Source organism: Pantoea sp. OVA07A (genome assembly GCF_019969975.1).
Classification (GTDB): Bacteria; Pseudomonadota; Gammaproteobacteria; order Enterobacterales; family Enterobacteriaceae; genus Pantoea; species Pantoea agglomerans.
On sequence record NZ_JAHXYM010000001.1, the window covers coordinates 598,793 to 621,797 of the forward strand.

Annotated in this window: 17 protein-coding genes; 7 read left to right on the top strand and 10 right to left on the bottom strand. The window is 56.1% G+C overall.

Annotation, left to right across the window (positions count from 1 at the left end):
• The first annotated feature begins 210 nt into the window (after positions 1 to 210).
• Positions 211 to 4,113 carry an ATP-dependent RNA helicase HrpA gene (hrpA, locus tag LC417_RS02780; RefSeq protein ID WP_223565419.1) on the top strand — a complete coding sequence of 1,301 codons (3,903 nt, stop codon included), beginning with the start codon at positions 211 to 213 and terminating at the stop codon, positions 4,111 to 4,113.
• A gap of 58 nt (positions 4,114 to 4,171) precedes the next feature.
• On the opposite strand, the gene LC417_RS02785 is transcribed toward hrpA, so the two are convergent.
• The 5 genes from LC417_RS02785 to rstA form a co-directional block, all read right to left on the bottom strand.
• Complete coding sequence (locus LC417_RS02785) at positions 4,172 to 4,981, bottom strand: serine protease (RefSeq protein WP_010670211.1); 810 nt, start codon at positions 4,979 to 4,981, stop codon at positions 4,172 to 4,174.
• Between the two features lie 277 nt (positions 4,982 to 5,258).
• Positions 5,259 to 5,786 (bottom strand): acid resistance repetitive basic protein Asr, encoded by a 528-nt coding sequence (asr, locus tag LC417_RS02790; RefSeq protein ID WP_223565420.1) that lies wholly within the window; start codon positions 5,784 to 5,786, stop codon positions 5,259 to 5,261.
• Positions 5,787 to 5,944: 158 nt separating this feature from the next.
• The gene (locus tag LC417_RS02795) at positions 5,945 to 7,432 is read right to left on the bottom strand and encodes a carboxypeptidase M32 (RefSeq protein ID WP_039392257.1); all 1,488 of its coding nucleotides are present in this window, start codon (positions 7,430 to 7,432) and stop codon (positions 5,945 to 5,947) included.
• A 19-nt stretch (positions 7,433 to 7,451) separates the two neighbouring features.
• Positions 7,452 to 8,753, bottom strand: a complete 1,302-nt coding sequence (rstB, locus tag LC417_RS02800) for a two-component system sensor histidine kinase RstB (RefSeq protein WP_111533837.1) — start codon at positions 8,751 to 8,753, stop codon at positions 7,452 to 7,454.
• The gene (rstA, locus tag LC417_RS02805; protein WP_010244666.1) at positions 8,750 to 9,475 is read right to left on the bottom strand and encodes a two-component system response regulator RstA; all 726 of its coding nucleotides are present in this window, start codon (positions 9,473 to 9,475) and stop codon (positions 8,750 to 8,752) included. Before rstA ends, rstB begins: the two co-directional genes overlap by 4 nt.
• Positions 9,476 to 9,653: 178 nt before the next feature.
• On the opposite strand from rstA, the gene LC417_RS02810 reads away from it, so the two are divergent.
• On the top strand, positions 9,654 to 10,067 hold the full coding sequence (locus tag LC417_RS02810) for a hypothetical protein (protein WP_010244668.1): 414 nt from the start codon (positions 9,654 to 9,656) through the stop codon (positions 10,065 to 10,067).
• A 127-nt stretch (positions 10,068 to 10,194) separates the two neighbouring features.
• Here LC417_RS02810 and LC417_RS02815 read toward each other — a convergent pair whose 3' ends face one another.
• Positions 10,195 to 11,586: a basic amino acid/polyamine antiporter gene (locus LC417_RS02815; protein WP_033757764.1), complete on the bottom strand. Its 1,392-nt coding sequence runs from the start codon at positions 11,584 to 11,586 to the stop codon at positions 10,195 to 10,197.
• A gap of 206 nt (positions 11,587 to 11,792) precedes the next feature.
• Positions 11,793 to 12,746 (bottom strand): DUF1471 family protein YdgH, encoded by a 954-nt coding sequence (ydgH, locus tag LC417_RS02820; protein ID WP_010244673.1) that lies wholly within the window; start codon positions 12,744 to 12,746, stop codon positions 11,793 to 11,795.
• Positions 12,747 to 13,286: 540 nt separating this feature from the next.
• Between ydgH and pntA the strand changes: the two genes are divergently transcribed.
• Both pntA and pntB read left to right on the top strand, forming a co-directional pair.
• Positions 13,287 to 14,819 (top strand): Re/Si-specific NAD(P)(+) transhydrogenase subunit alpha, encoded by a 1,533-nt coding sequence (pntA, locus tag LC417_RS02825; RefSeq protein WP_010670207.1) that lies wholly within the window; start codon positions 13,287 to 13,289, stop codon positions 14,817 to 14,819.
• 3 nt (positions 14,820 to 14,822) lie between these two features.
• On the top strand, positions 14,823 to 16,211 hold the full coding sequence (gene pntB / locus LC417_RS02830; RefSeq protein ID WP_010670206.1) for a Re/Si-specific NAD(P)(+) transhydrogenase subunit beta: 1,389 nt from the start codon (positions 14,823 to 14,825) through the stop codon (positions 16,209 to 16,211).
• Positions 16,212 to 16,257: 46 nt separating this feature from the next.
• Here the strand turns inward: pntB and uspE are convergent, their stop codons facing one another.
• Positions 16,258 to 17,214: a universal stress protein UspE gene (uspE, locus tag LC417_RS02835; RefSeq protein WP_010244683.1), complete on the bottom strand. Its 957-nt coding sequence runs from the start codon at positions 17,212 to 17,214 to the stop codon at positions 16,258 to 16,260.
• A 117-nt stretch (positions 17,215 to 17,331) separates the two neighbouring features.
• Positions 17,332 to 18,084, bottom strand: a complete 753-nt coding sequence (locus LC417_RS02840; protein ID WP_010244686.1) for an FNR family transcription factor — start codon at positions 18,082 to 18,084, stop codon at positions 17,332 to 17,334.
• A 317-nt stretch (positions 18,085 to 18,401) separates the two neighbouring features.
• Between LC417_RS02840 and smrA the strand changes: the two genes are divergently transcribed.
• Positions 18,402 to 18,968 carry a DNA endonuclease SmrA gene (gene smrA / locus LC417_RS02845; protein ID WP_033787783.1) on the top strand — a complete coding sequence of 189 codons (567 nt, stop codon included), beginning with the start codon at positions 18,402 to 18,404 and terminating at the stop codon, positions 18,966 to 18,968.
• Here the strand turns inward: smrA and LC417_RS02850 are convergent.
• On the bottom strand, positions 18,965 to 19,885 hold the full coding sequence (locus LC417_RS02850) for a LysR substrate-binding domain-containing protein (protein ID WP_010670205.1): 921 nt from the start codon (positions 19,883 to 19,885) through the stop codon (positions 18,965 to 18,967). The two genes, smrA and LC417_RS02850, sit on opposite strands and share 4 nt — an antisense overlap.
• Positions 19,886 to 20,207: 322 nt before the next feature.
• Here LC417_RS02850 and LC417_RS02855 point away from each other — a divergent pair, with 322 nt between their 5' ends.
• Together LC417_RS02855 and LC417_RS02860 are read left to right on the top strand one after the other, a co-directional pair.
• Entirely contained in the window at positions 20,208 to 21,542 is a 1,335-nt protein-coding gene (locus LC417_RS02855) for an aromatic acid/H+ symport family MFS transporter (protein WP_010244695.1), read from the top strand.
• A gap of 67 nt (positions 21,543 to 21,609) precedes the next feature.
• On the top strand, positions 21,610 to 22,953 hold the full coding sequence (locus LC417_RS02860; protein ID WP_223565421.1) for a VOC family protein: 1,344 nt from the start codon (positions 21,610 to 21,612) through the stop codon (positions 22,951 to 22,953).
• Positions 22,954 to 23,005 lie beyond the last annotated feature (52 nt).

The following is a 23,005-nucleotide window of genomic DNA, read 5'->3' on the forward strand; positions in this document are numbered from 1 at the left end:
CACTCTACGGTTATCGATGGCGCGGTGAAAGCGCAATATTTCGAGACCCATGTTCGAATTTATTGAATGAGCGTAACCAGGGCCAGCCGCCGGAACAGTTCAGAATGTGCTATGATGCGCGCAATTATTTTTATTGAATCAGCTGGTTATCCCGGCTTGCAGGGCGCTGCTTCAGGCAGCGACACCGTCTGAGTAAGGTACGTCACTATTATGTCATCTCCCGATACTTCCCCACTGGCAGCGCTCTGGTCACGCCTCGAGGGTGTAATGCTGCGCGATCGCCAGCGGTTACAGCGCCGTTTACAGGGTGCCAGAAAAGCTAAAAATCCCGAGGCACAGCAGGGCATTGCCAGCGAGCTTGAGCAGGACTTTATCGCTGCCGAGCAGCGCGTGGCCCAGCGCCGTGCGGCCACGCCAGCCATTACCTTCACGGACAATCTGCCGGTCAGTCAGAAGCAGCAGGATATTGCTGAGGCGATTCGCGATCACCAGGTAGTGATTGTCGCCGGTGAAACCGGCTCGGGTAAAACCACGCAGCTGCCGAAAATCTGTCTGGCGCTGGGGCGTGGTGTGACGGGTCTGATTGGTCATACGCAGCCGCGCCGTCTGGCCGCACGTACCGTGGCGAATCGCATTGCCGATGAGCTCAGCACTTCGCTGGGCGGCTGCGTCGGCTATAAAGTACGGTTTAACGACCAGGTCAGCGACCTGACGCAGATTAAACTGATGACCGACGGGATTCTGCTGGCGGAGATCCAGCAGGATCGTCTGCTGATGCAATATGACACCATCATTATTGATGAAGCGCACGAACGCAGCCTGAATATCGATTTCCTGCTCGGTTATCTGCGTGAGCTGCTGCCGCGTCGCCCCGATCTGAAAGTGATTATCACTTCCGCCACCATCGATCCACAGCGTTTCTCGCGTCATTTCAATAATGCGCCGGTGATTGAAGTCTCAGGCCGGACCTATCCGGTTGAAGTGCGCTATCGGCCGGTGGTTGAAGAGGCGGATGATGGCGATCGTGACCAGCTGCAGGCGATTTTTGATGCCGTAGATGAGCTGGGCCGGGAAAGTCGGGGCGATATCCTGATCTTCATGAGTGGTGAGCGTGAAATACGTGATACCGCCGACGCGCTGAACAAACGCGATCTGCCACACACCGAAGTGCTGCCGCTCTATGCACGGCTGTCGAACGCCGAACAGAACCGGGTGTTTCAGTCGCACAGTGGCCGTCGTATCGTGCTGGCGACCAACGTCGCGGAAACCTCGCTGACGGTGCCTGGGATTAAATATGTGATCGATCCCGGTACGGCGCGTATCAGTCGTTACAGTTTCCGTACCAAAGTGCAGCGCCTGCCGATTGAACCGATATCACAGGCGTCTGCCAACCAGCGTAAAGGGCGTTGCGGCCGCGTTTCAGACGGTATCTGTATCCGCCTTTACGCGGAAGATGACTTCCTGAGTCGTCCGGCCTTTACCGATCCTGAAATCCTGCGCACTAACCTGGCGTCAGTCATCCTGCAGATGACCTCGCTGGGCCTCGGCGATATCGCCGCCTTCCCGTTTGTGGAAGCGCCCGATAAGCGCAATATCCAGGATGGCGTCCGCCTGCTGGAAGAGCTGGGCGCGCTGACCCTGAACGAAGAGACCGGTCACTACAAGCTTACCGGTTCCGGGCGTCAGCTGGCGCAGCTGCCGGTGGATCCCCGCCTGGCGCGGATGGTGCTGGAAGCGCAGAAATTTGGCTGCGTGCGCGAAGTGATGATTATCACCGCTGGCCTGTCGATTCAGGACCCGCGTGAGCGTCCGGCAGATAAAAAGCAGGCGTCCGACGAGAAGCACCGGCGCTTTGCCGATAAAGACTCCGACTTCCTCGCCTATGTGAACCTCTGGAACTACCTGGCGGAGCAGCAGAAAGCGCTGTCCGGTAATGTTTTCCGCCGCCAGTGCAAAAGCGATTTCCTTAACTATCTGCGCGTGCGGGAATGGCAGGATATCTACACCCAGCTGCGGCAGGTGGTGCGTGAACTGGGCATTCCGGTTAACAGTGAACCGGCTGAGCTGCAGCCCGTCCACTGCGCGCTGTTAAGCGGTCTGCTGTCGCATATCGGGCAGAAAGACACCGATAAGCAGGAGTATACCGGCGCGCGCAATACCCGCTTCGCGATCTTCCCTGGCTCCGGGCTGTTTAAAAAGCCGCCGAAGTGGACCATGGTGGCGGAACTGGTCGAGACCAGCCGCCTGTGGGGCCGCACGGCGGGCCGTATTGAACCGGAGTGGATTGAGCCGCTGGCACAGCATCTGATCAAGCGCAGCTACAGTGAACCGCACTGGGAGAAATCGCAGGGCGCGGTGATGGCCACCGAAAAAGTCACGCTCTATGGCCTGCCGATTGTCGCCGCCCGTAAAGTTAACTATGGCAGCATCGATCCCACCCTGAGCCGTGAACTGTTTATTCGTCACGCGCTGGTGGAGGGCGACTGGCAGACCCGACACGCCTTCTTCCGCGCAAACCAGAAGCTGCGCAGCGAAGTGGAAGATCTGGAACACAAATCCCGTCGTCGCGACATTCTGGTCGATGACGAAACGCTGTTTGCTTTTTATGACCAGCGCATTGGCAAAGAGGTGGTCTCAGCGAAGCATTTCGACAGCTGGTGGAAACTGGCCAGTCGCGAAAACGCAGAACTGCTGAATTTCGACAAGCAGATGCTGATCAAAGAGGGTGCGGATAAAGTCAGTCAGCTCGACTACCCCAACTTCTGGCATCAGGGCAACCTCAAACTTAAGCTGAGTTATCAGTTTGAGCCTGGCGCAGATGCGGATGGCGTGACGGTACATATTCCGCTGCCGCTGCTGAACCAGGTAGAGGATAGCGGTTTTGAGTGGCAGATCCCCGGTGTACGCCGTGAACTGATCATCGCACTGATTAAGTCGCTGCCAAAGCCGCTGCGCCGTAACCTGGTGCCTGCGCCCAATTACGCCGAAGCGTTCTTAGGAAGAGTGAAAGCGATGGAGATGCCGCTGCCTGATGCGCTGGCGCGGGAATTTCGCCGCATGACCGGCGTCACGCTGGAGCGGGAAAGCTGGCAGTGGGAACAGGTGCCCGATCATCTGAAAATGACGTTCCGGGTAGTCGACGAGCACAACCGTAAACTGCTGGAAGGCAAAGATCTTACGGCGCTTAAGGCACAGCTGAAAGACAAAGTGCAGGAAACGCTGTCGAAAGTGGCGGATGACGGGCTGGAGCAGAGCGGGCTGCATATCTGGAGTTTTGGCGATCTGCCACGCAGTTATGAACAGAAGCGCGGCAGCTACCAGGTTAAAGCCTGGCCTGCGCTGGTGGACGAGAAAGAGAGCGTCGCCATTCGCCTGTTTGACAGCGAGCAGGAGCAGCAAAAAATGATGTGGCGCGGTCAGCGTCGCCTGCTGCTGCTGAATGTGCCGTCACCGGTTAAGTATCTGCACGAGAAGTTGCCGAACAAAGCCAAGCTCGGACTCTACTTTAACCCTTATGGCAAAGTGCTGGAGCTGATTGACGACTGCATCGCCTGTGGCATCGACAAGCTGATGGGGGAAGCGGGCGGTCCGGCCTGGGATCAAACCTCGTTTGAGCAGTTGCGTGACAAAGTGCGCGGCGAACTCAATGAAACCGTGGTGACCATCGCGAAGCAGGTCGAGCAGATCCTGACGGCAGTCTTCAACATTAATAAGCGTCTGAAGGGCCGGGTCGATATGACCATGGCGCTGGCGTTATCTGACATCAAAGCGCAGTTAAGTGGCCTGGTTTATCGCGGCTTTGTCACCGGCAACGGCTGGCAGCGACTGGCCGATACGCTGCGTTATCTGCATGGGATTGAGCGCCGACTGGAAAAACTGCCTGCCGATCCGCACAGCGATCGTGCGCGGATGTTAAAAGTGCAGGCAGTGGAGCAGGCTTATCAGGCGTGGCGCAACAAGTTGCCGCCGCAGCGTCAGGATGATGAAGAGGTGCAGAGCATCCGCTGGATGATCGAAGAGCTGCGTATCAGTTACTTTGCTCAGCAGCTGGGTACGCCTTATCCCATCTCAGATAAGCGTATTCTGCAGATGATGGAGCAGATAGCGGGTTAAACGCAGGGATGCGCGCCGTAACCGGCGCGCATCCGATGATGGCGAGTGAGAGTGCGGACTACTGCGCGAGGGATTCCAGCTTATCTTTAAACGAAGTGACCGAAATCGCGCGGTTATCAGCCAGATAGCGATCTTTCGCTGCCGGTGCTGAGCTTTGTACCGCGATTAACTGCCAGCCTTTATCGCTGTTGAGCAGCAGTGGCGAACCGCTGTCACCTGGCAGGGTGTCACACTGATGCGACAACACGGCGCGCTGCGCCCAGCCGGTGATCAGGCAATCGCTGTGAGAGTAAAGCGTGTCCAGATGATCAGCCGGATAGCCTGCCTGCGTCACTTTGCGTCCGGTCAGCTTCAGCGCCGCAGTGAGATCGCTGCGTGAGCCATCGAACAGCGGGATAGGCGTAATCGCTGAGGGCGGATTGCGTAAAATCACGATGCCGTAATCATAGGGTGCTGCACTGCTCGGCACGATCCAGCCTTCACCATCCGCTTTTAACTTTGACGCCAGCGAGGGTTCAACCCGCGCATCAATATCATGAAGCTCGTAGCGCCAGCCTTTATCGCTGGCCATAAATCGCAGCGCAACCGGCTTATCGAAATTACCCGGCGGGGCAAGCAGACAGTGTCCGGCGGTCAGCGCCAGATGCGGAGAGATGAGTGTGGCAGTACAGAGGTTGCCGCTTTCGGTTTCCAGCTGACCAATGGCATCCCAGGGGGCAGCGGTAATATCGGTGATTGCCTGGCGATGATCCTTACCGAAAAACAGCATCTTAATTTCAGCAGGAGTAGGCGAGTCATCGTCATCATCGGCATGAACCGTGGTGGCAAAGCTGAAGAGTCCAACCATTAACAGGGTAGCCAGGCGCATAGAAATCTCAATGGCGAGAAAAAATTAACGTTATTGTTATTACGTAAGTACGGTAACTATAGTCGGTGAGCGTTGAAAAAGGGAGTTTTATTGGTTAATCAGTACGCTACAGCGGTTAAACAAAAAAGCTTGCTGCAACAATGCCACACAGGATCATCACCAGCAGAATAATTTCGAAGCGATAGCGACGCACCATATCATCCACTCCAGTAAAGAAACACCCGGCAGAACCGGGTGTTTTTAATCATCATCTCGTGGCCGTGCGCTGAAGGCGACCTTAGTTTTTAGCTGCTGGTTTCACAACTTTTTTGTGGTGAACTTTTTTAGCAGCCTGAGCTTTCTGTGCAGCTGGTTTAGCTACTTTTTTGTGGTGAACTTTTTTAGCAGCCTGGGCTTTCTGAGCGGCTGGCTGAGTGGCTTTTTTGTGGTGAACTTTTTTAGCGGCCTGGGCTTTCTGAGCAGCTGGTTTAGTGACTTTTTTGTGGTGAACTTTTTTAGCGGCCTGGGCTTTCTGTGCAGCAGGTTTAGCTACTTTTTTATGGTGAACTTTTTTAGCAGCCTGCGCTTTCTGCGCGGTATCTTTTTTCACAGCTTTTTTGTGGTGTTTCTTAGCAGCCTGCGCTTTCTGAGCCGCTTTATGGTGTTTCTTGTGCGCAGTTTTGTGAACGGTTTTAGCCGGTGCTGCAGCGGTAGTAGTGGTTGTTGCGGCTGGCGCAGCTGCTGGAGCAGCTGTGGTGTCAGCAGCGAAAGCAACAGAAGACATACCCATAGCAGCGGCGACAACCAGTGCAAATAATTTTTTCATTGCAAATCCCTCGAAGACTATTTTTCATGTGTAGCCCACTGCGGGGCCGGTGAAGAGAATATAGGGATATCAATGAACGGTGTCCGTGGGTGTTTGGTATCGGCGTGTAACCGATTGTACAAAGGCGGGAAAGGGCGGTCAGCTGACCGCCCGAGAGCTTAGCTATTCAGGTAACGTTGTTCAAGGTGCTGGCGGAAGAAAGCCGGATTCAGCGCTTCGCCGGTGGCGTTGATCAGCAGCTGATCGGTAGAGAAACGGCTGCCGTGCTGCCAGATGTTCTGTTGCAGCCAGTCGAATACCGGCTGCAGCTCACCGTGCTGAATCAGCTCGCTGAGCTGAGGAATCGCAAGATGTACCGAGCGGAACAGCTGTGCGGCGTACATCGCGCCCAGCGTATAGGTCGGGAAGTAGCCAAAGGCGCCGTCGGTCCAGTGGATATCCTGCATACAGCCATCGCGGTAGTTACCCCGGGTATCCAGACCCAGCGACTGCATCATTTTCTCATCCCACAGCGCCGGGATATCCTCAACCTCAATCTCGCCTTCAATCAGCGCCTGCTCGATTTCATAACGCAGAATGACATGCGCCGGATAGCTGAGCTCATCGGCGTCAACCCGGATCAGGCCAGGCTTAACCTGCTGGGTCAGGCGCACAAAATTATCCGCCTGCAGGGCAGGCTGATCGCCAAAGGTGGCGATCACCTGCGGCAGAATGCGCTGCAGGAATTCGCGGCTGCGACCAAGCTGCATCTCCATAAACAGGCTTTGTGATTCGTGGATAGCGGTGGAGCGCGCCAGCGCCACCGGCTGCCCGCGCCACTGCTGCGGCAGATTTTGCTCATAGCGGGCGTGGCCGGTTTCGTGGATCACGCCCATCAGGGCGCTGAGAAACTCATTCTCGTTGTAACGGGTGGTAATGCGCACATCTTCCGGCACGCCACCGCAGAAGGGATGCGCACTGATATCCAGACGGCCATGGTTAAAGTCGAAACCCAGCGTTTCCATGATGCTCAGGCCGAGCTGACGCTGAGCAGGCAGGGCGAACGGCCCCTGCGGCGTGACAACAGTCTGCTGCGCCTGTTTTTCCACGACCTGCTGTAACAGATCGGGCAGCCAGGTTTTCAGTTCGCCAAAGGTTTCATCCAGCCGGGCGCGGGTCATCCCCGGCTCATAAAGATCCAGCAGCGCATCGTAACGCGAGCAGCCAGTGGCGTCGGCGCGGCGCTGGGCCTCTTCGCGGCTCAGACGCACCACCTCTTTGAGATTGGCGGCGAAGCCCTGCCAGTCGTTGGCGGGACGCTGAGTGCGCCATGCATGTTCACATACCGAGCCGGCGATTGATTTGGCTTCAACAAAATCATCAGGCAGCAGGGTGGCCTGCTGGTAAGCGCGCTGCATCTCGTTGAGATTGGCCCGCTCAACATCGTTGAGTGACTGCTGCTCTGCGGCCCTGAGCCACTCACCAACCTGAGGGGCAGTGAGGATCTGGTGCTGCAACACGCTCATTTCGGCCAGCGCTTCACCACGCGCCTGACTGCCGCCTGGCGGCATGGTGGTTTGCATGTCACATCCGGCGATGGCCGTGACGTGGCTGAAACGGGAAAGGCGCTGGAACGTCTTGGTAAGTTGTTGATACGCTGAGGTCACGTAAGACTCCTTGTGGTTTTTAACGCAGCGGAATTTCCCGCAAGGTTAGATCAACCGGCCAGCAAAAGCGAACGCTGGCGCCGCCCAGTGGACTGGACTCAATGGTCACATTGCCGCTCAGCGCCTGGGCAATAGAGTGCACAATCGCAAGTCCCAGTCCGCAGCCGCCTGTAGCGCGATCGCGGCTGGGGTCCAGCCGGACAAAGGGTTCAAAAACCCGCTCACGCTCTTCAGGCGGAATGCCGGGACCGTCATCTTCCACCTGCAGACATCCTATCGGACCGTCGAACCACAAACTGACGCGCAGCCGCTGTTGCGCATAACGCAGCGCATTGTTCACCAGGTTATCCAGTACCCGCTCCATCAGGCGGGTATCAGAAATGCCGATGTTTTCACGCTGCGGCAGCTCAAGGTCGAGCCGCACGTCGGGATTAATGGTGCGGAAATCGTCAAGCCGCTCGCGCAGCCAGTTGGCCAAATCCAGTGTTTTCAGATTGAGATCGACGCGCGGCCGGTCAAGACGCGCATAGGTCAGCAGCTCCTCAATCAGGCTTTCGAGCTGGCCGATGTCGCGATTCAGCGCCACCCGTTCGCCATCCGTGAGGTTGTCGCTCATCTCCAGCCGGTAACGCAGGCGCACCAGCGGTGTGCGCAGCTCATGCGCAATACCGTCTATTAGCTGCTTCTTACTGGCAACCAGCGTATTGATGTTCTCGGCCATCTGGTTAAAGGCGATGCCGAGCCGGAAAAGGCTGGAGGTGCTGTCGAAATGGGTGCGCACGTCCAGCTCGCCACGGCCAAAGCGCTGAGCCGCTTTTTCCAGTCGCTGCATCTCCTGCCAGTGGGGGCGCAGCCAGATAAACACCGGCAGCGCCAGTGACATCCCTATAAACACCAGCAGGGCAATATCCAGCAGTCGCATCTGATGCAGATAGAAGAGATAGGGAATCGGCCCGACTGACAATACGTAGTGGCTGCGCGGAATGTGCTGCAAAAAGGTGTATTGATCGTCGAGCGCCACGATCTCTCCGGCGCGTAACCGACGCATGTTGCCTTCATCAAGCTGATATTTATTCATCGGCTCGATGTGCAGATCGAACGACAGGCCGAGATCGAGACTCTTGATGGTTTTATTCCAGTCGCGTGGCGGGATCTCGCGCAGTTCGCTGCGAATCAGGTAGAGCGAACTGGCCATCAGGTCATTCATCGACTGGCGGCCCGCACGCTCAGCGGTGAACTTGTAGACCAGCCCCACCAGCAGCGCCATCACCAGAAAGCAGACAAACAGCAGCAGATAAAACTGAATAAAAAGCTTTCTCATAGTCCGCGGGTATCCCAGGCCTGGGGCGCAAACAGATAACCTTTGTTACGAATGGTTTTAATGCGGAACGGCTCGGTGGCGCTGTCGTGCAGCTTTTTGCGCAACCGGGAGATAGCCACGTCGATGCTGCGGTCAAGGCCGTCATAGCTGACCCCGCGCAACGTTTTCAGCAGCGCATCACGGTTAAGCGTCTGGCCCGCATGGCTGGCGAGTACCCACAGCAGATCGAAATCCGCGGTGGAAAGGGCGATCTGCTCGTCAAACAGCGTGACCTGGCGGTTCAGCGCATCGATGGTCAGCGAGCCAAAACGCAGCATACGGTTGGCGGCGGGTGCGCTGGGCGCATCGTCCGGCTGTCCCTGCTGCGACTGACGCAGATGAAGGCGCAGGCGGGCCAGCAGTACCGCCGGCGGCGTGGTTTTCAGAATGTAATCCTGCGCCCCCATCTCCAGGGCCAGAATATGGTTCATGTCGCTGTCCAGTGAGGTGAGCAGCACGATCGGCCCCTGCCAGTTGGCCCGCAGGTCACGGCAGATAGTCATGCCATCTTTGCCTGGCAACATGATATCCAGCATCACCAGATCGGGCTGCTGTTCGGCAATGACCGCTTCAGCACGGTCGCCGCGCATCTCGACAATCACCTCAATATCATGACGACCCAGATAGGCCGCAATCAGTGAGCCCACTTCGGGTTCATCTTCTACATAAACAATTTTGTTCATAGTTCACAAAGCAGAGACAGGGATGGACGGAAGCATATCTTTTCCTGGTCCTGAGCTCTACGTTACCGCACGAAATATCCGTGGCTTGCTGGTATATAACCGGCAAAATGTGCAATCATTAGCGCGGCCTTTTTGCGCCAGGTTTGGGATATTGATGATTATCATGAGGAGCGTTAGTGTGTCTGATAAAGAGCTGGCATCAGCCATATACCCCGACCGCATCTGCTTCAATTACAGTGACTTTCTCTCCGCTTCCTGCAAAAAGCGCTGGAGCTTCGTCGATGCTATTTATGGTGTGATGCCGATATTTGGCATGGTGACACGTAAATCGGCACACCGCTTACAGGGCAGTGACGACCCGTTAAAAGAATTAGCATTACAAATCATTTCTACTCAGGTCAGCGACGAAATTAATATCGCACGCCTGATTACCCTTGCGGAACAACAGCAGATTAGTCGCTTCGATATTCAGCTTCCTTATCCGCTTTCGGCGGAGCAGCTGGACGCGATCCATCATGAATATTCCAGGCCGCTGAATCTGACACAGCAGGATGACCTGCTGTGTGTCTCAATACCTGTGCAGTCACACTGAGAACCTCTCCCATCAGGCTCTGAACCTGGGCAGTGCTCACCATCCTCACGTACTATCTGTACGCCTGGTTGCTCCGCGCTGGCCGGGTTCGCACTGCCTGCAACCATTACGCCTGCCGGGCCAGGCGCTAAGTCGTCAACTGCCACACGGCGGGCAGCGTCGCGGCAATCAGCAATCCCATTGCAATCCGCTCCAGCGAAGTCAGCGCAAACTCTGCGCGGCCACCGCGTCGTGCAAACAGAAACAGCAGCAGGCCCGGTGTATAGAGCACCACAGACATCATCAGGTGCAATGGCCCCGAGGCGTAAAGCAGCCAGATGCCATACAGGCTGGCACCGATACCGGTCGCCATCGCCAGCGGTTTATGCTGTCCGCGTACTACTTTGATCAGATATAACCCCACCAGCAGATAGGGCACCAGAATCATCTCAGAGGCGATGGTCAGCAGGTTGTTGTAATTCGCACCAGTCAGGGCAATCAGGATCAGGCAGAGCTGAATACTGCCGTTGGTCAGCCACAGTGAGGCGGCTGGCGCGTTATGGCGGTTTTGTCGGGCGATACTGCGTGGAAATGCACCCTGTTGCGCAGCAATCAGGGGCACTTCAGCGGCCATAATCGTCCAGCTCAGATAGGCACCGCACACCGAGATAACCAGACCCACCGCAATCACCGCATCGCCCCAGTTGCCCATCAGTCGGGTCATCAATCCCGCCATGGAGGGGTTACGCATCTGAGCCAGTTCAGCACGTGGAACCACGCCAAGCGACAGCAGTGTCACCAGCAGATAGACCAGCAACGCTGCCAGCACGGCGAATAGTGTAGCCCGGCCCACATCCTTTTTCTGGCGCGCGCGTGCAGAGACCACCACCGCCCCCTCGACGCCGATAAAGACCCACAGGGTAATCAGCATGGTCTGTTTGACCTGCTCCCATAGCGGTTGCCCTAGCGTGACGCCGGAAAAATCAAAGCGGAAGCGATCATAGTTGAACGCCATCACCGCCAGCACAATAAACAGCAGCAGCGGCACCAGCTTGCCGAGCGTCGCCATCAGATTAATGCTGGCAGCGGTCTGCACGCCGCGCAGCACCAGCCAGTGAACCAGCCACAGCAGCACGGATGCACCCAGCATCGCCTGCCAGGTGTTGCCATCGCCAAAGATAATCCGGTCCGGCGTATCGGTGAAGAAGCTCAGGGCAGAGAAGACAATCACCAGATAGGAGACGTTGGCGATCACGGCGCACAGCCAGTAGCCCCACGCGGAGCAGAAGCCCATCAGCTCGCCGAAACCGGCACGGGCATAGGTAAAGATGCCGCCATCCAGCTCGGGTTTAAGGCGGGTCAGCAGCAGCATCGCCAGCGACAGAAAGATGATGCCGACGCCGGTAATCAGCCAGCCCAGCAGCAGCGCCGCCGGACCGGCCACTGCAGCCATATTTTGCGGCAGACTGAACACGCCTGCGCCCAGCATAGAGCTGAGCACCAGCGCCGTCAGCGCACCGAGACCTAATTTTTTCTCCAAAACAACCTTCCCGCTAGCATATATGGCTGGGTAAATCGGATTCTGTCGCTGGGTTATGTCACACCAAAGGCACAATACAGGGACAATATCCGGTAAAACAGGCGGAGGATTTTACGGAGTGTGGCAGGGGATGGCAATGCGTGACTATGCAAAACAGCGCAGGAATTATGCAAACAGCAGGGCGGCAGGCGCCGCCCTGAGGAGGATTACTTAAACAGGTCAGCCGTGACGGTCAGGTTACCGCCACTCTGGTTCTGCCACTGGCGGGTAACGTGGTAGAACTTGGCACCTTTGTCCGCCGCACGCTTCGCCACTTCTTCTGAAATCTCAGTTGGCGTACCGAAGTGACCGGTGAAGGTTACGGTATCGAACGGCTGCATCTGAGCAGCAGTAATGGCATTCACTTCCTGCACCGATTTGCCGTTTGGCAGATTAACGGTATAGCGCTTGCCGGTAGAGCTTTGGGTTTCGAAGAAACGGCCCACTTTGTTGCTTGGCGTTTCAGACGAGGCCACGCCTGGAATCTCTACGTTAGCCGCCGCAGCGCCACCGGTTGCCAGTGCGGCTTTACCCGCTTCTGAATCGGCAGGAATCGCATTTGGTGTCTGCACCGCGCGCTCTTTAGCATCCGCTTTATAGACATAGGCGGTGACATACTGATTGCCGCCGCTGTTGGCATCGATCTGGCGAACGATAAAGAAGGAGGCTGCGCCTTTCTGTTTTGCGGCTTTCGAAATTGCGTCGTTTACATCCGGCTGGCTGGCAAAGAAGCCGCTGACCGAAACGGTATCGAAGGGTTCGAGTTTATACGCTTCTGCTTTTGGCAGTTCGTTTACGCCGTTGAAACGACGGTAAGTCGTTGACTCTGTGGCTGCCGGGGCATCGGCTTTATAGAGGTCAGCCGTAACGCGCCAGTTACCGCTGTTACCGTTGCTGTCGTTGATCGCCTGGATGTAATAAGAGGCCGCGCCCATCTGATCTGCACGTTTTGATACCGCATCGGCAGCGTCGCCAATTGCGTTGAAACGGCCGGTGATATTAATACGTTCGAATGGCTTCAACGCGGCCGCTTTTTCTGGCGTAAGTTCCTGCGCAGCGAATGCGTTGGCTGCCAGCAGGGACAACAGAGTGGTCGCCAGAATAGTGTTCTTCAGCTTCATAAAAATAATCCTTCGCCTTACGCAAAAATGAGTACGAAAACGTGCTGGACTCTTGATGTATAACAGAATAGCCGCTGATTATTGCATGTTATAAACAGACTGTCGCAGCGATTTTTTGTGTCAGATCGCGTTATTCAACCATGATTTTTTCATTTGTTTGTCATCAAACGTAGTTATGGCCAATTTTAGTGACAGTTACCACTAAAAGCGGTAACTATTAGCGATAAAATAGTTAATGCATTGTTAAATAAAGGTTTTTGTTGTTGATTAATTCGTCCTGGTACAATTATCTCTGGCAGATTATCTGCCTGTGAGACTATTTTGCAGTGGGATAACGCAGGTTTCTTAACAGAACACTGCATAATTGGGTGAATGTCATCACTCTGCGTGGTCGCTGTAGATCGCTCGTCACATTTTCAGTAGGTTATAAACACTTTGAAATACCTGCGTTTCGTCCAAAAGCGGCTGAAATCGCGTTTCAGTCGCGCTCTCGTGGTGCAGGTTCGGGCCATCATCCTTTAACCGATGAAAGGAAACACTATGTTAATTGGAATACCCAAGGAAAGGTTGCCAAACGAGTCGCGCGTGGCCGCCACGCCTAAGACCGTGGAACAACTCATCAAGCTGGGTTTCAGCGTCACCCTTGAGCATGACGCCGGTAAACGCGCCAGCTTCGATGATGAAAGCTATATCGCAGCCGGTGCCACACTCAGCGACAGAGAGCAGGTCTGGCAGTCCGATATCGTGCTGAAGGTGAATGCGCCGGATGACGAAGAGATTGCGCTTACGCGTGCGGGCAGCACGCTGGTCAGTTTTATCTGGCCCGCACAGAATCCCGAACTGCTGTCAAAACTGGCCGCACGTCAGGTCACGGTAATGGCAATGGATTCAGTGCCGCGTATTTCACGGGCGCAGTCGCTGGATGCCCTGAGCTCTATGGCGAACATTGCCGGTTATCGCGCCATTGTCGAAGCCGCCCATGAATTTGGTCGCTTCTTTACCGGTCAGATCACCGCAGCCGGTAAAGTGCCACCGGCAAAAGTGATGGTGATTGGGGCCGGTGTTGCCGGGCTGGCCGCGATTGGCGCAGCGGGCAGCCTGGGCGCGATTGTCCGGGCGTTTGATACCCGTCCCGAAGTCAAAGAGCAGGTGCAGAGTATGGGCGCCGAATTCCTCGAGCTCGACTTTGAAGAGGAAGCGGGCAGCGGCGACGGCTATGCCAAGGTCATGTCCGAGGCTTTCATCAAAGCTGAGATGGCGCTGTTTGCCAGTCAGGCCAGAGACGTGGACATCATTGTCACCACGGCGCTGATCCCAGGCAAACCGGCTCCGAAACTGATCACCGAAGAGATGGTCGCCAGCATGAAGCCGGGCAGCGTCATTGTTGATCTGGCGGCGCAGACCGGCGGCAACTGCGCGCTGACCGTCGCTGACCAGGTTACCGTCACGCCGAATGGCGTGAAAATCATCGGTTACACCGATCTGCCCAGCCGTCTGGCGACACAATCCTCCCAGCTCTACGGCACCAATCTGGTCAATCTGATCAAGCTGCTGTGTAAAGAGAAAAATGGCGAAATCCAGGTCGATTTCGAAGATGTGGTGGTGCGTGGCGTCACCGTGGTACGCGATGGCGAAGTGACCTGGCCAGCCCCGCCGATTCAGGTCTCCGCCGCACCACAGGCTGCCGCTGCCGCCGCGAAGCCGTCAGAAAAGATTGAGGCGAAGCCCGTTTCACCGTGGCGTAAATATCTGCTGATCGCCCTGGCTATTGTGCTGTTTGGCTGCCTGGCAAACGTGGCACCGGCCGACTTCCTCTCCCATTTTACCGTGTTCGCGCTCGCCTGCGTGGTGGGGTATTACGTGGTCTGGAACGTCAGTCATGCGCTGCATACACCGCTGATGTCCGTAACCAATGCCATTTCCGGCATCATTGTTATCGGTGCGGTCTTGCAGATGGGCCACGGTGGCTGGGTCACCTTTATCTCCTTTATTGCCGTGCTGATTGCCAGCATCAATATCTTTGGTGGCTTCACCGTCACCCAGCGCATGCTGAAAATGTTTCGTAAGGGGTAACACATGTCTGGCGGATTAGTCACTGCAGCCTATATTGTGGCTGCGATTCTGTTCATCTGTAGCCTTGCTGGTCTTTCGCGTCATGAGACCTCTAAGCGGGGTAATATTTTCGGTATCAGCGGTATGGCGATTGCGCTGATTGCCACCATATTTGGCCCGGACAGCGGTAATGTGGTCTGGATCCTGCTGGCGATGGTCATCGGCGGCGCTATCGGCATTCGTCTGGCGAAGAAAGTCGAAATGACGGAAATGCCAGAGCTGGTGGCGATTCTGCACAGCTTTGTTGGCCTGGCCGCAGTGCTGGTGGGCATCAACAGCTATATCGACCATGCGCCTGGCCTGCCAGCGGTGATGGAGAATATCCATCTCAGCGAAGTGTTTATCGGTATCTTTATCGGTGCCGTCACCTTCACCGGCTCGCTGGTGGCGTTTGGCAAACTGTGCGGCAAAATCTCTTCACGGCCGTTAGCGTTACCGCATCGTCACAAGCTGAATCTGCTGGCGCTGGTGGTTTCGTTCCTGCTGCTGCTGTGGTTTGTTAACACCAGCAGCACGGCTGTGCAGGTGTTTGCACTCTTGCTGATGACGGTCATTGCGCTGGCGTTTGGCTGGCATCTCGTCGCGTCGATCGGCGGCGCGGATATGCCGGTCGTGGTGTCGATGCTTAACTCCTATTCAGGCTGGGCCGCCGCCGCTGCTGGTTTCATGTTGAGCAACGATCTGCTGATTGTGACCGGTGCGCTGGTGGGGTCATCCGGTGCGATCCTCTCCTACATCATGTGCAAAGCGATGAACCGTTCGTTTATCAGCGTGATCGCGGGCGGCTTTGGTACTGAAGCCAGCAGTGGCGATGAAAGTCAGGAAGCGGGCGAGCATCGGGAGATTACGGCTGAAGAGACCGCTGAGATGCTCAAGGCTTCCAGCTCGGTGATTATCACCCCAGGCTACGGCATGGCGGTAGCGCAGGCGCAGTATCCGGTCGCGGAAATGACTGCCCGACTGCGTGCGCTTGGCATCAAAGTGCGCTTCGGTATCCATCCGGTGGCGGGGCGTCTGCCGGGTCACATGAACGTGCTGCTGGCAGAGGCGAAAGTGCCTTATGACGTGGTGCTGGAGATGGATGAGATCAACGACGATTTCAGTGACACCGACACGGTGCTGGTCATTGGCGCTAACGACACGGTCAACCCGGCGGCGCAGGATGATCCCCGCAGTCCGATTGCGGGCATGCCGGTGCTGGAAGTGTGGAAGGCGCACAACGTGATAGTGTTCAAACGCTCAATGAACACCGGCTATGCCGGGGTGCAGAATCCGCTGTTCTTCAAAGAGAATAGCCAGATGCTGTTTGGCGATGCCAAAGCCAGCGTGGAAGCGATTCTTAAAGCGCTGTAATAAAAAAGGGCGGCTAATCAGCCGCCCTCTCTGTTTCTGAGGAGGATTAATCCTCCTCATCCTCTTCATCATCCAGGTCAATCGGCGATTTGAAATCGTCCGGCTTAAGCGCCAGCAGATCGCAACGCAGATGATCAATCACCTGTTCCGCCGTATTACCGAGGAATGCCGCCGACAGGCCGGTGCGTCCAATCGTGCCCAGCACCACCACACCGGCTCCCAGATGTGCCGCCAGATCGGGGATGACCTCTTCCGGCAGGCCCTTAGCCACATGGGTGAACTCTTCACCAATCGAGAACTTCTGCCGTAGCGCTTTCATTGCCACCAGATGCTGACCACGGATCGCGTCGTTGTAGACGCTGGGATCAAAATCGGGCAGTTCGATAGCAATATTGATAGGGGTAATCGGGTAGGCGCCGACCAGATGCACTTCGGTCTGATTCACCTTTTCCGCCAGGATCACCGTTTCACGAATCAGCTTCTGATTCAGGCCATCGTGATGCGGCTCTTCGCTGGCAAGATTGACCGCGACAATCGCTTTACCGCCTTCCGGCCACGGCTGATCTTTAACCATCCACACCGGACACGGGCATTTACGCAGCAGGTGCCAGTCGGTTGGAGTGAAAATCACTGACTCAAGGCGATCGTGCTGATGCGCCATCTTCAGCACCAGGTCATGCTGATGGGCGAGCACTTCCTGAATAATGGCTTCGTAGGGACGGTTGTGCCAGATCACTTTGATGTCAATTTCGACACCGGCATCAAGGTAAGCGCGGGCCTGCTCGCGGATCCATTCGGTACGCTGGCTGATCACGCCCTGGCGCATCGACGCGCGCTCATCCGGCGAAAGCAGGGTGGTCATCTCATATGAGAAGTCATAGATAGGCAGGAAGGCTTTAATTCTTCCGCCAAGACGTTGATTCAGATAGACCGCACGTCGCAGCGCGGGCTGATCGTCTTGCTGGGCATCAATGGCGACCAGAACATTTTGGTACTGGGACATGAGGCGTTCTCCTTAAACCAGAGCGACTGGAATAAAGATAGCCTATGTTGCACAGCGGAAGAAGTGAAAAAGTTACTGCCGGATCAACAAAATAAGATTTATTGATCCGGCTGAGGATCAGGCGGCCTGGTGGCTCTGACCGGCGAGCTCTTCCAGCAGGGCGTGGTTTTCAATCGTGATGTACTTGCCTTTCACCGCCAGCATACCGGACTTCTGAAAACGCCCCAGCAGGCGGCTGATGGTTTCAACCGTCAGGCCCAGGTAATTACCGATATCGCCACGCGTCATGGTGAGGCGGAATTCGCGCTGTGAAAAGCCGCGCTGGCCAAAGCGACGGGAAAGATTCCAGATAAACGCCGCCAGGCGCTCTTCAGCATTTTTCTTTGACAGCAGCAGGATCATGTCCTGATCGCCTTTGATTTCACCGCTCATCAGACGCATCATCTGCTGACGCAGGGCCGGCATTTTGCCCGACAAATCATCAAGCGTTTCAAAAGGGATCTCACACACCATTGCCGTTTCCAGCGCCTGAGCAAAGCTGGGATGGCTGGAGCCCATAATCGCGTCAAAGCCGACTAAATCGCCCGCCAGATGGAAACCGGTGATCTGCTCATCACCCTGTTCAGTGATGGTGTAGCTTTTAATGGTGCCGGAGCGAATCGCATACAGAGACTTGAGTTCATCGCCTGCTTTGAAAAGCGTTTGCCCTTTCTGAATGGGTTTTTTACGCTCAATGATATTGTCGAGCTGATCCAGCTCATGTTCATTTAGCGTAAAGGGGATGCAGAGCTGACTGATGCTGCAATCCTGGCAGTGAATGGCACAACCGCCCGACTGAATACGACGAATGCTGCGTTTTTCAGGGATCATAATGGTTTGCTCGACGATTATTGACTGGGGTCAATTTTAACATTTTTTGTGCTGAAGGGAACTCATCCGAGCAGTTTTACACTTACAAATATTATGGACTAAGCACACAACGACAAACGCTGATGTGACGGGCTTCTCAGAATCCCGACAGGGCCGACTGTCAAGAAAACTTTCCGCTTATGTGATCTGTCACACGCTTCTGCACTGGCAGTGACTTTCGAAAAAGTGGGGTGGGCCGGTGATTCCAGCTTTTGCTACGCTAACGGGTAAAGCGTGATTTGCACATTCCATCAATTTTAACCAGGTGTGAGAAAACCATGAACCTTGATGATAATGATCTCTTTCGGGATGCCATGGGCGATGTCACGCCGTTAAAAGACACCACCACAACCTTATGGCTTAAAGCACCCTCAACGAAGGCGCCACGAAAACCGCCAGGTGAATCGGAGGAGGAAAATTTCCTGACCCGGGGCGATCTGGAGATCGTTCCACTCAATACCCCGCTGGAATACAAAGCCGACGGCATTCAGCAGGGTATTCTGGATAAACTGCGCAGAGGAGAGTATCAGCTGGATGCCAGCCTCAACCTGTTGCGGCAACCGGTTGAAACCTGTCGTCAGGCGCTCTTTAACTTTATGATGCAGGCGCACAAACAGGGATTGCGCAATCTGCTGATCATCCACGGCAAAGGTCGTGATGATGAATCGCATGCCAACATTGTGCGCAGCTATCTGGCGCGCTGGCTAAAGCAGTTTGATGACGTACAGACCTTTTGCGTGGCCCAGACCCGGCATGGCGGGGCCGGGGCGCTTTATGTCGGATTGCGCAAAACCGATAAAGCCCGGCTTGAAAACCGCGAGCGGCATGCGAAACGCAGCCGCTAACTGTGAAACTTACGGATGGTGGACATCAGCACTTCAGCACTCAGGCTCAGTTCTGCGCCGGTGCGGGTAATGATGCCCACCGGTTCGCCCGGCCCGGAAGAGGCGATCGGCAGCGCACAAACAGCGTTGTGGCTCAGATCCTCTTTAATCGCCCCGGAAGGGACGAACCAGATGTAGTCGTAGCGAAGAGCCAGCTGGCGTGCCAGTGAAGTCGAAGAGGTCTCAATGCAGTGAGGCGGAAGGGTGCAGCCCTGTTCATCCAGCATCTGCTGTGCAATCCGGCGCGGAGCCGTGCCCTCGGGCGATATCACCACCGGCCACTGCATCGCACGCGAAAGCGTGACGTTGTCACTTAAAAGCGGGTGTTCCGGCCTGACCACCAGCTTGAGCGATTCCAGAAACAGCAATTCATAGGTCAGCCCGGTCATCATGGCGCTGTCCGCCATCCGGCCAATGCCGATATCGAATTCACCGCCGCGCAAGCCTGCCAGCAACACATTATTGTGAAGTGTCGCCACCTGAATGGTGGTGTTGGGCTGCAATTGATGAAAACGATCCAGGATGCGTGGCAGCATCCCCATCGCAGCAGTGGTCAATGCCCCCAGCCGGATAATCACCGGCGCATCGCCCGGCTGCTCATTAAAACTCTGTCCGGCATGGTTCAGCGCGTCGAGTACCCGTACCGCATGGGTCAAAAACTGCTCTCCCATGGTGGTCAGCTGCGCGCCCAGCCGGCCACGTTCAAACAGACGAACGCCAGTCAGCTCCTCCAGCTCATTCAGGGTCTTGGAGAGGGCAGGCTGGCTGAGGCTAAGCGTCTCTGCCGCCCGGCCCAGTGTGCCTTGCTGCGCAACCGCAACAAAGGTATGTAGATGGCGCAAGCGAATGCGCTGATTGAAAAGGATATTTTTTTCCATATCCTAAACTTAATGAGAATGACCGGCTTCAGGCAACTGTTTAAAATGAATTCTGTTAACTTTGCTGCAAATTTATTTTAACAAACGATTTGAAATGACCGCGCTACCCTTTAACTCTCTGATTAAAAAGCGCTCAGCCGGGTATGCCTCTGAAAAACGCCATCCTCTGACTACGGTATATCAATAACTTAACGGCTTAAAGTTGAATAATTCTCAATATCATATAAAAATCTGACCGCTTAAGGTTAACGATCGGCTATCATTAGCGCCGTTTTTTTTACTTAAACTGATGTCAGATTTCGTTACTCCAGAGGAGTGTTCATTGACCAGCGTCGAGGCGGTAGATGTCCGCCAGCTTATCAACCAGCAGGGGCTGAGCCACTGGCAAAAGCGGCTCATTGCGCTCTGTTTTATCGTGGTGGCACTCGATGGCATGGACATTGCGATCATGGGATTTATTGCGCCGACACTGAAAGCCGCGTGGGGGGTGAGTAATCATCAGCTCGGGGTCGTCATCAGCGCAGCGTTAATCGGGCTGGCGCTGGGTGCCATGGTGGCAGGGCCGCTGGCTGACCGCTATGGCCGTCGCATGATGATTATCCTCAGCGTCTTCTTTTTCGGTCTCTGGACGCTGGCAACGGCGCTGTCACAAAACATTGAGCAGATGATGCTGTTCCGTTTCCTGACCGGGCTGGGACTGGGTGCGGCGATGCCCAACGTCGGCACGCTGGTGGCGGAATATGCACCTGAGCGGCGGCGGGCTTTTATCATCACGGTGGTGTTCTGCGGCTTTACCTTTGGTGCCGCCAGCGGGGGATTTGCTGCCTCCTGGCTGCTACCGCGCTATGACTGGCACTCCGTGCTGCTGCTGGGCGGCATTCTGCCGCTGCTGGTGTTGCCATTACTGATCCGCGGCCTGCCGGAGTCGGTGCGATTTCTTATCAGCCGTGGCGCACCGGCTGCCCGCATTCACGCCATCCTCGACCGGATGATGCCGGGCAAAACCGCGCCCGACTGTGCGTTTCACGCGCCTGAGGCCACCGTGCCGGTGAGCGGCGCGATAGGCACCGTACTTTCACGCCGCTATCTGTTTGGCAGCACTATGCTGTGGGGCGGCTACTTTATGGGGCTGTTCATGGTTTACCTGATTGGCAGCTGGCTGCCGTCGCTGGTCAACACCCTGGGCATGTCAGTGACCGAAGCGGCGATTATCACCGCGATGTATCAGGCGGGCGGGACGCTGGGCTCCCTGTTTGCGGGCTGGATGATGGATCGCTTCAACGCTAACCTGGCCCTGGCGGCGATCTACGGCTGCGGCGGGCTGTTTATTGTGGCACTGGGCTTTTCACCCGCGGAAGTGGGTATGATGAGTGCGATCGCCTTTTGCAGTGGCTTCTGTTTCAACGGGGCCAATACTGGTATGAATGCCTTATCCGCCAGCTATTATCCTACCCACGCCCGCGCTACCGGTTCCAGCTGGATGCATGGAGTGGGCCGCATCGGCGCGATTTTAAGCGCCTTCGTTGGCGCAGAGATGATGTCTCTTGGATGGTCTTTCAGCGTAATCTTTCTGCTGCTGGCAATACCGGCTGTGATCACCACCCTGATGCTGCTGTTAAAAAACCGCTACGGCTTTAAGCCGATCACAGATTCGTGATTTTTTCCGCTGAGGCCAGCGTGTTGCATTACATTAGCAGCAACGCTAACGGTGTCAGGTGGATAAGATGGACAACTTTCTCAGTGCGGATCTCATCCGCACCCGTTTCTCTCAGGCGATGTCAGCTATGTATCAGCAGGAAGTGCCACAATATGGCACGCTGATGCAACTGGTGGCGACCGTCAACGACCGCGCGCTGGAAGCGGATATCGCGCTGAAAGATCGTCTCACCGCAGCCGATGAGATCGACCGACTCAACCTGGAGCGTCACGGTGCGATCCGTGTGGGCACGGCAGACGAATTAGCCACACTGCGGCAGCTGTTTGCGGTGATGGGAATGCACCCGGTTGGCTATTACGATCTCTCTCAGGCTGGTGTGCCGGTGCACTCCACGGCGTTCCGGCCGATCACCGATGCGGCGCTGCGGCGCAATCCCTTTCGGGTCTTTACCTCGCTGTTACGCCCTGAACTGATCGACGACCGCGCGCTGCGTGAAAAGGCGGCGGAGATTCTTGCCGCGCGCGACATTTTCACCCCCCGTTGCCGGGCGCTTCTGGAACTGCATCAGCAGCAGGGCGGATTAACCGACGAGCAGGCCACTGAGTTTGTTACCGAAGCACTGGAAACCTTCCGCTGGCATGCCCATAGCAGCGTGGACAGTCAGACCTATCAGGCGCTGAACCAGCAGCATCGGCTGATCGCTGACGTGGTCTGCTTTCCCGGCTGCCACATCAACCATCTCACGCCGCGCACGCTGGATATTGACCGCGTACAGCAACTGATGCCGTCGCGCGGTATCGATCCGAAAACCCTGATCGAGGGACCGCCGCGTCGTCAGGTGCCGATCCTGTTACGTCAGACCAGCTTTAAAGCGCTGGAAGAGCCGATAATCTTTCAGGATGGGCATCAGGGAACCCATACTGCACGCTTCGGTGAAATTGAGCAGCGCGGCGTGGCGCTGACGCCCCAGGGCCGTGCGCTCTACGATCGACTGCTCAGCGAGGCGGGCAGCGGTCAGGATAATCAGCAGCATCAGCAACATCTGGCGGCGATTTTCCGTGACTTCCCCGACGACGAAACCACGCTGCGCCAGCAGGAGCTGGCCTGGTTCCATTTTCGCCTGAGTGAAAAGGGCATCGCGACGCCGCCGGCTCAGGGTGAATCGCTGGAGACCCTCATCGAAGAAGGTCGTGTGCTGGCAGACCCTATCATCTACGAAGATTTTCTGCCCGTCAGCGCGGCGGGCATTTTCCAGTCCAACCTCGGCGATCGGGCGCAGGTTCGTTCGGCGGGACAGGCGAGCCGCCAGGCATTTGAAGCCGCGCTGGGCGCTGTCGTGCTGGATGAGATGGCGCTATACGAAGAGCGCCAGCAGCGCTCGCTGGCACAGTGTGGCTTACGGCCAGACTGACGCCTCTGCAGGCAACAGGCGCGTTGCCCGCAACGCTTTCTCCGCACTCGCC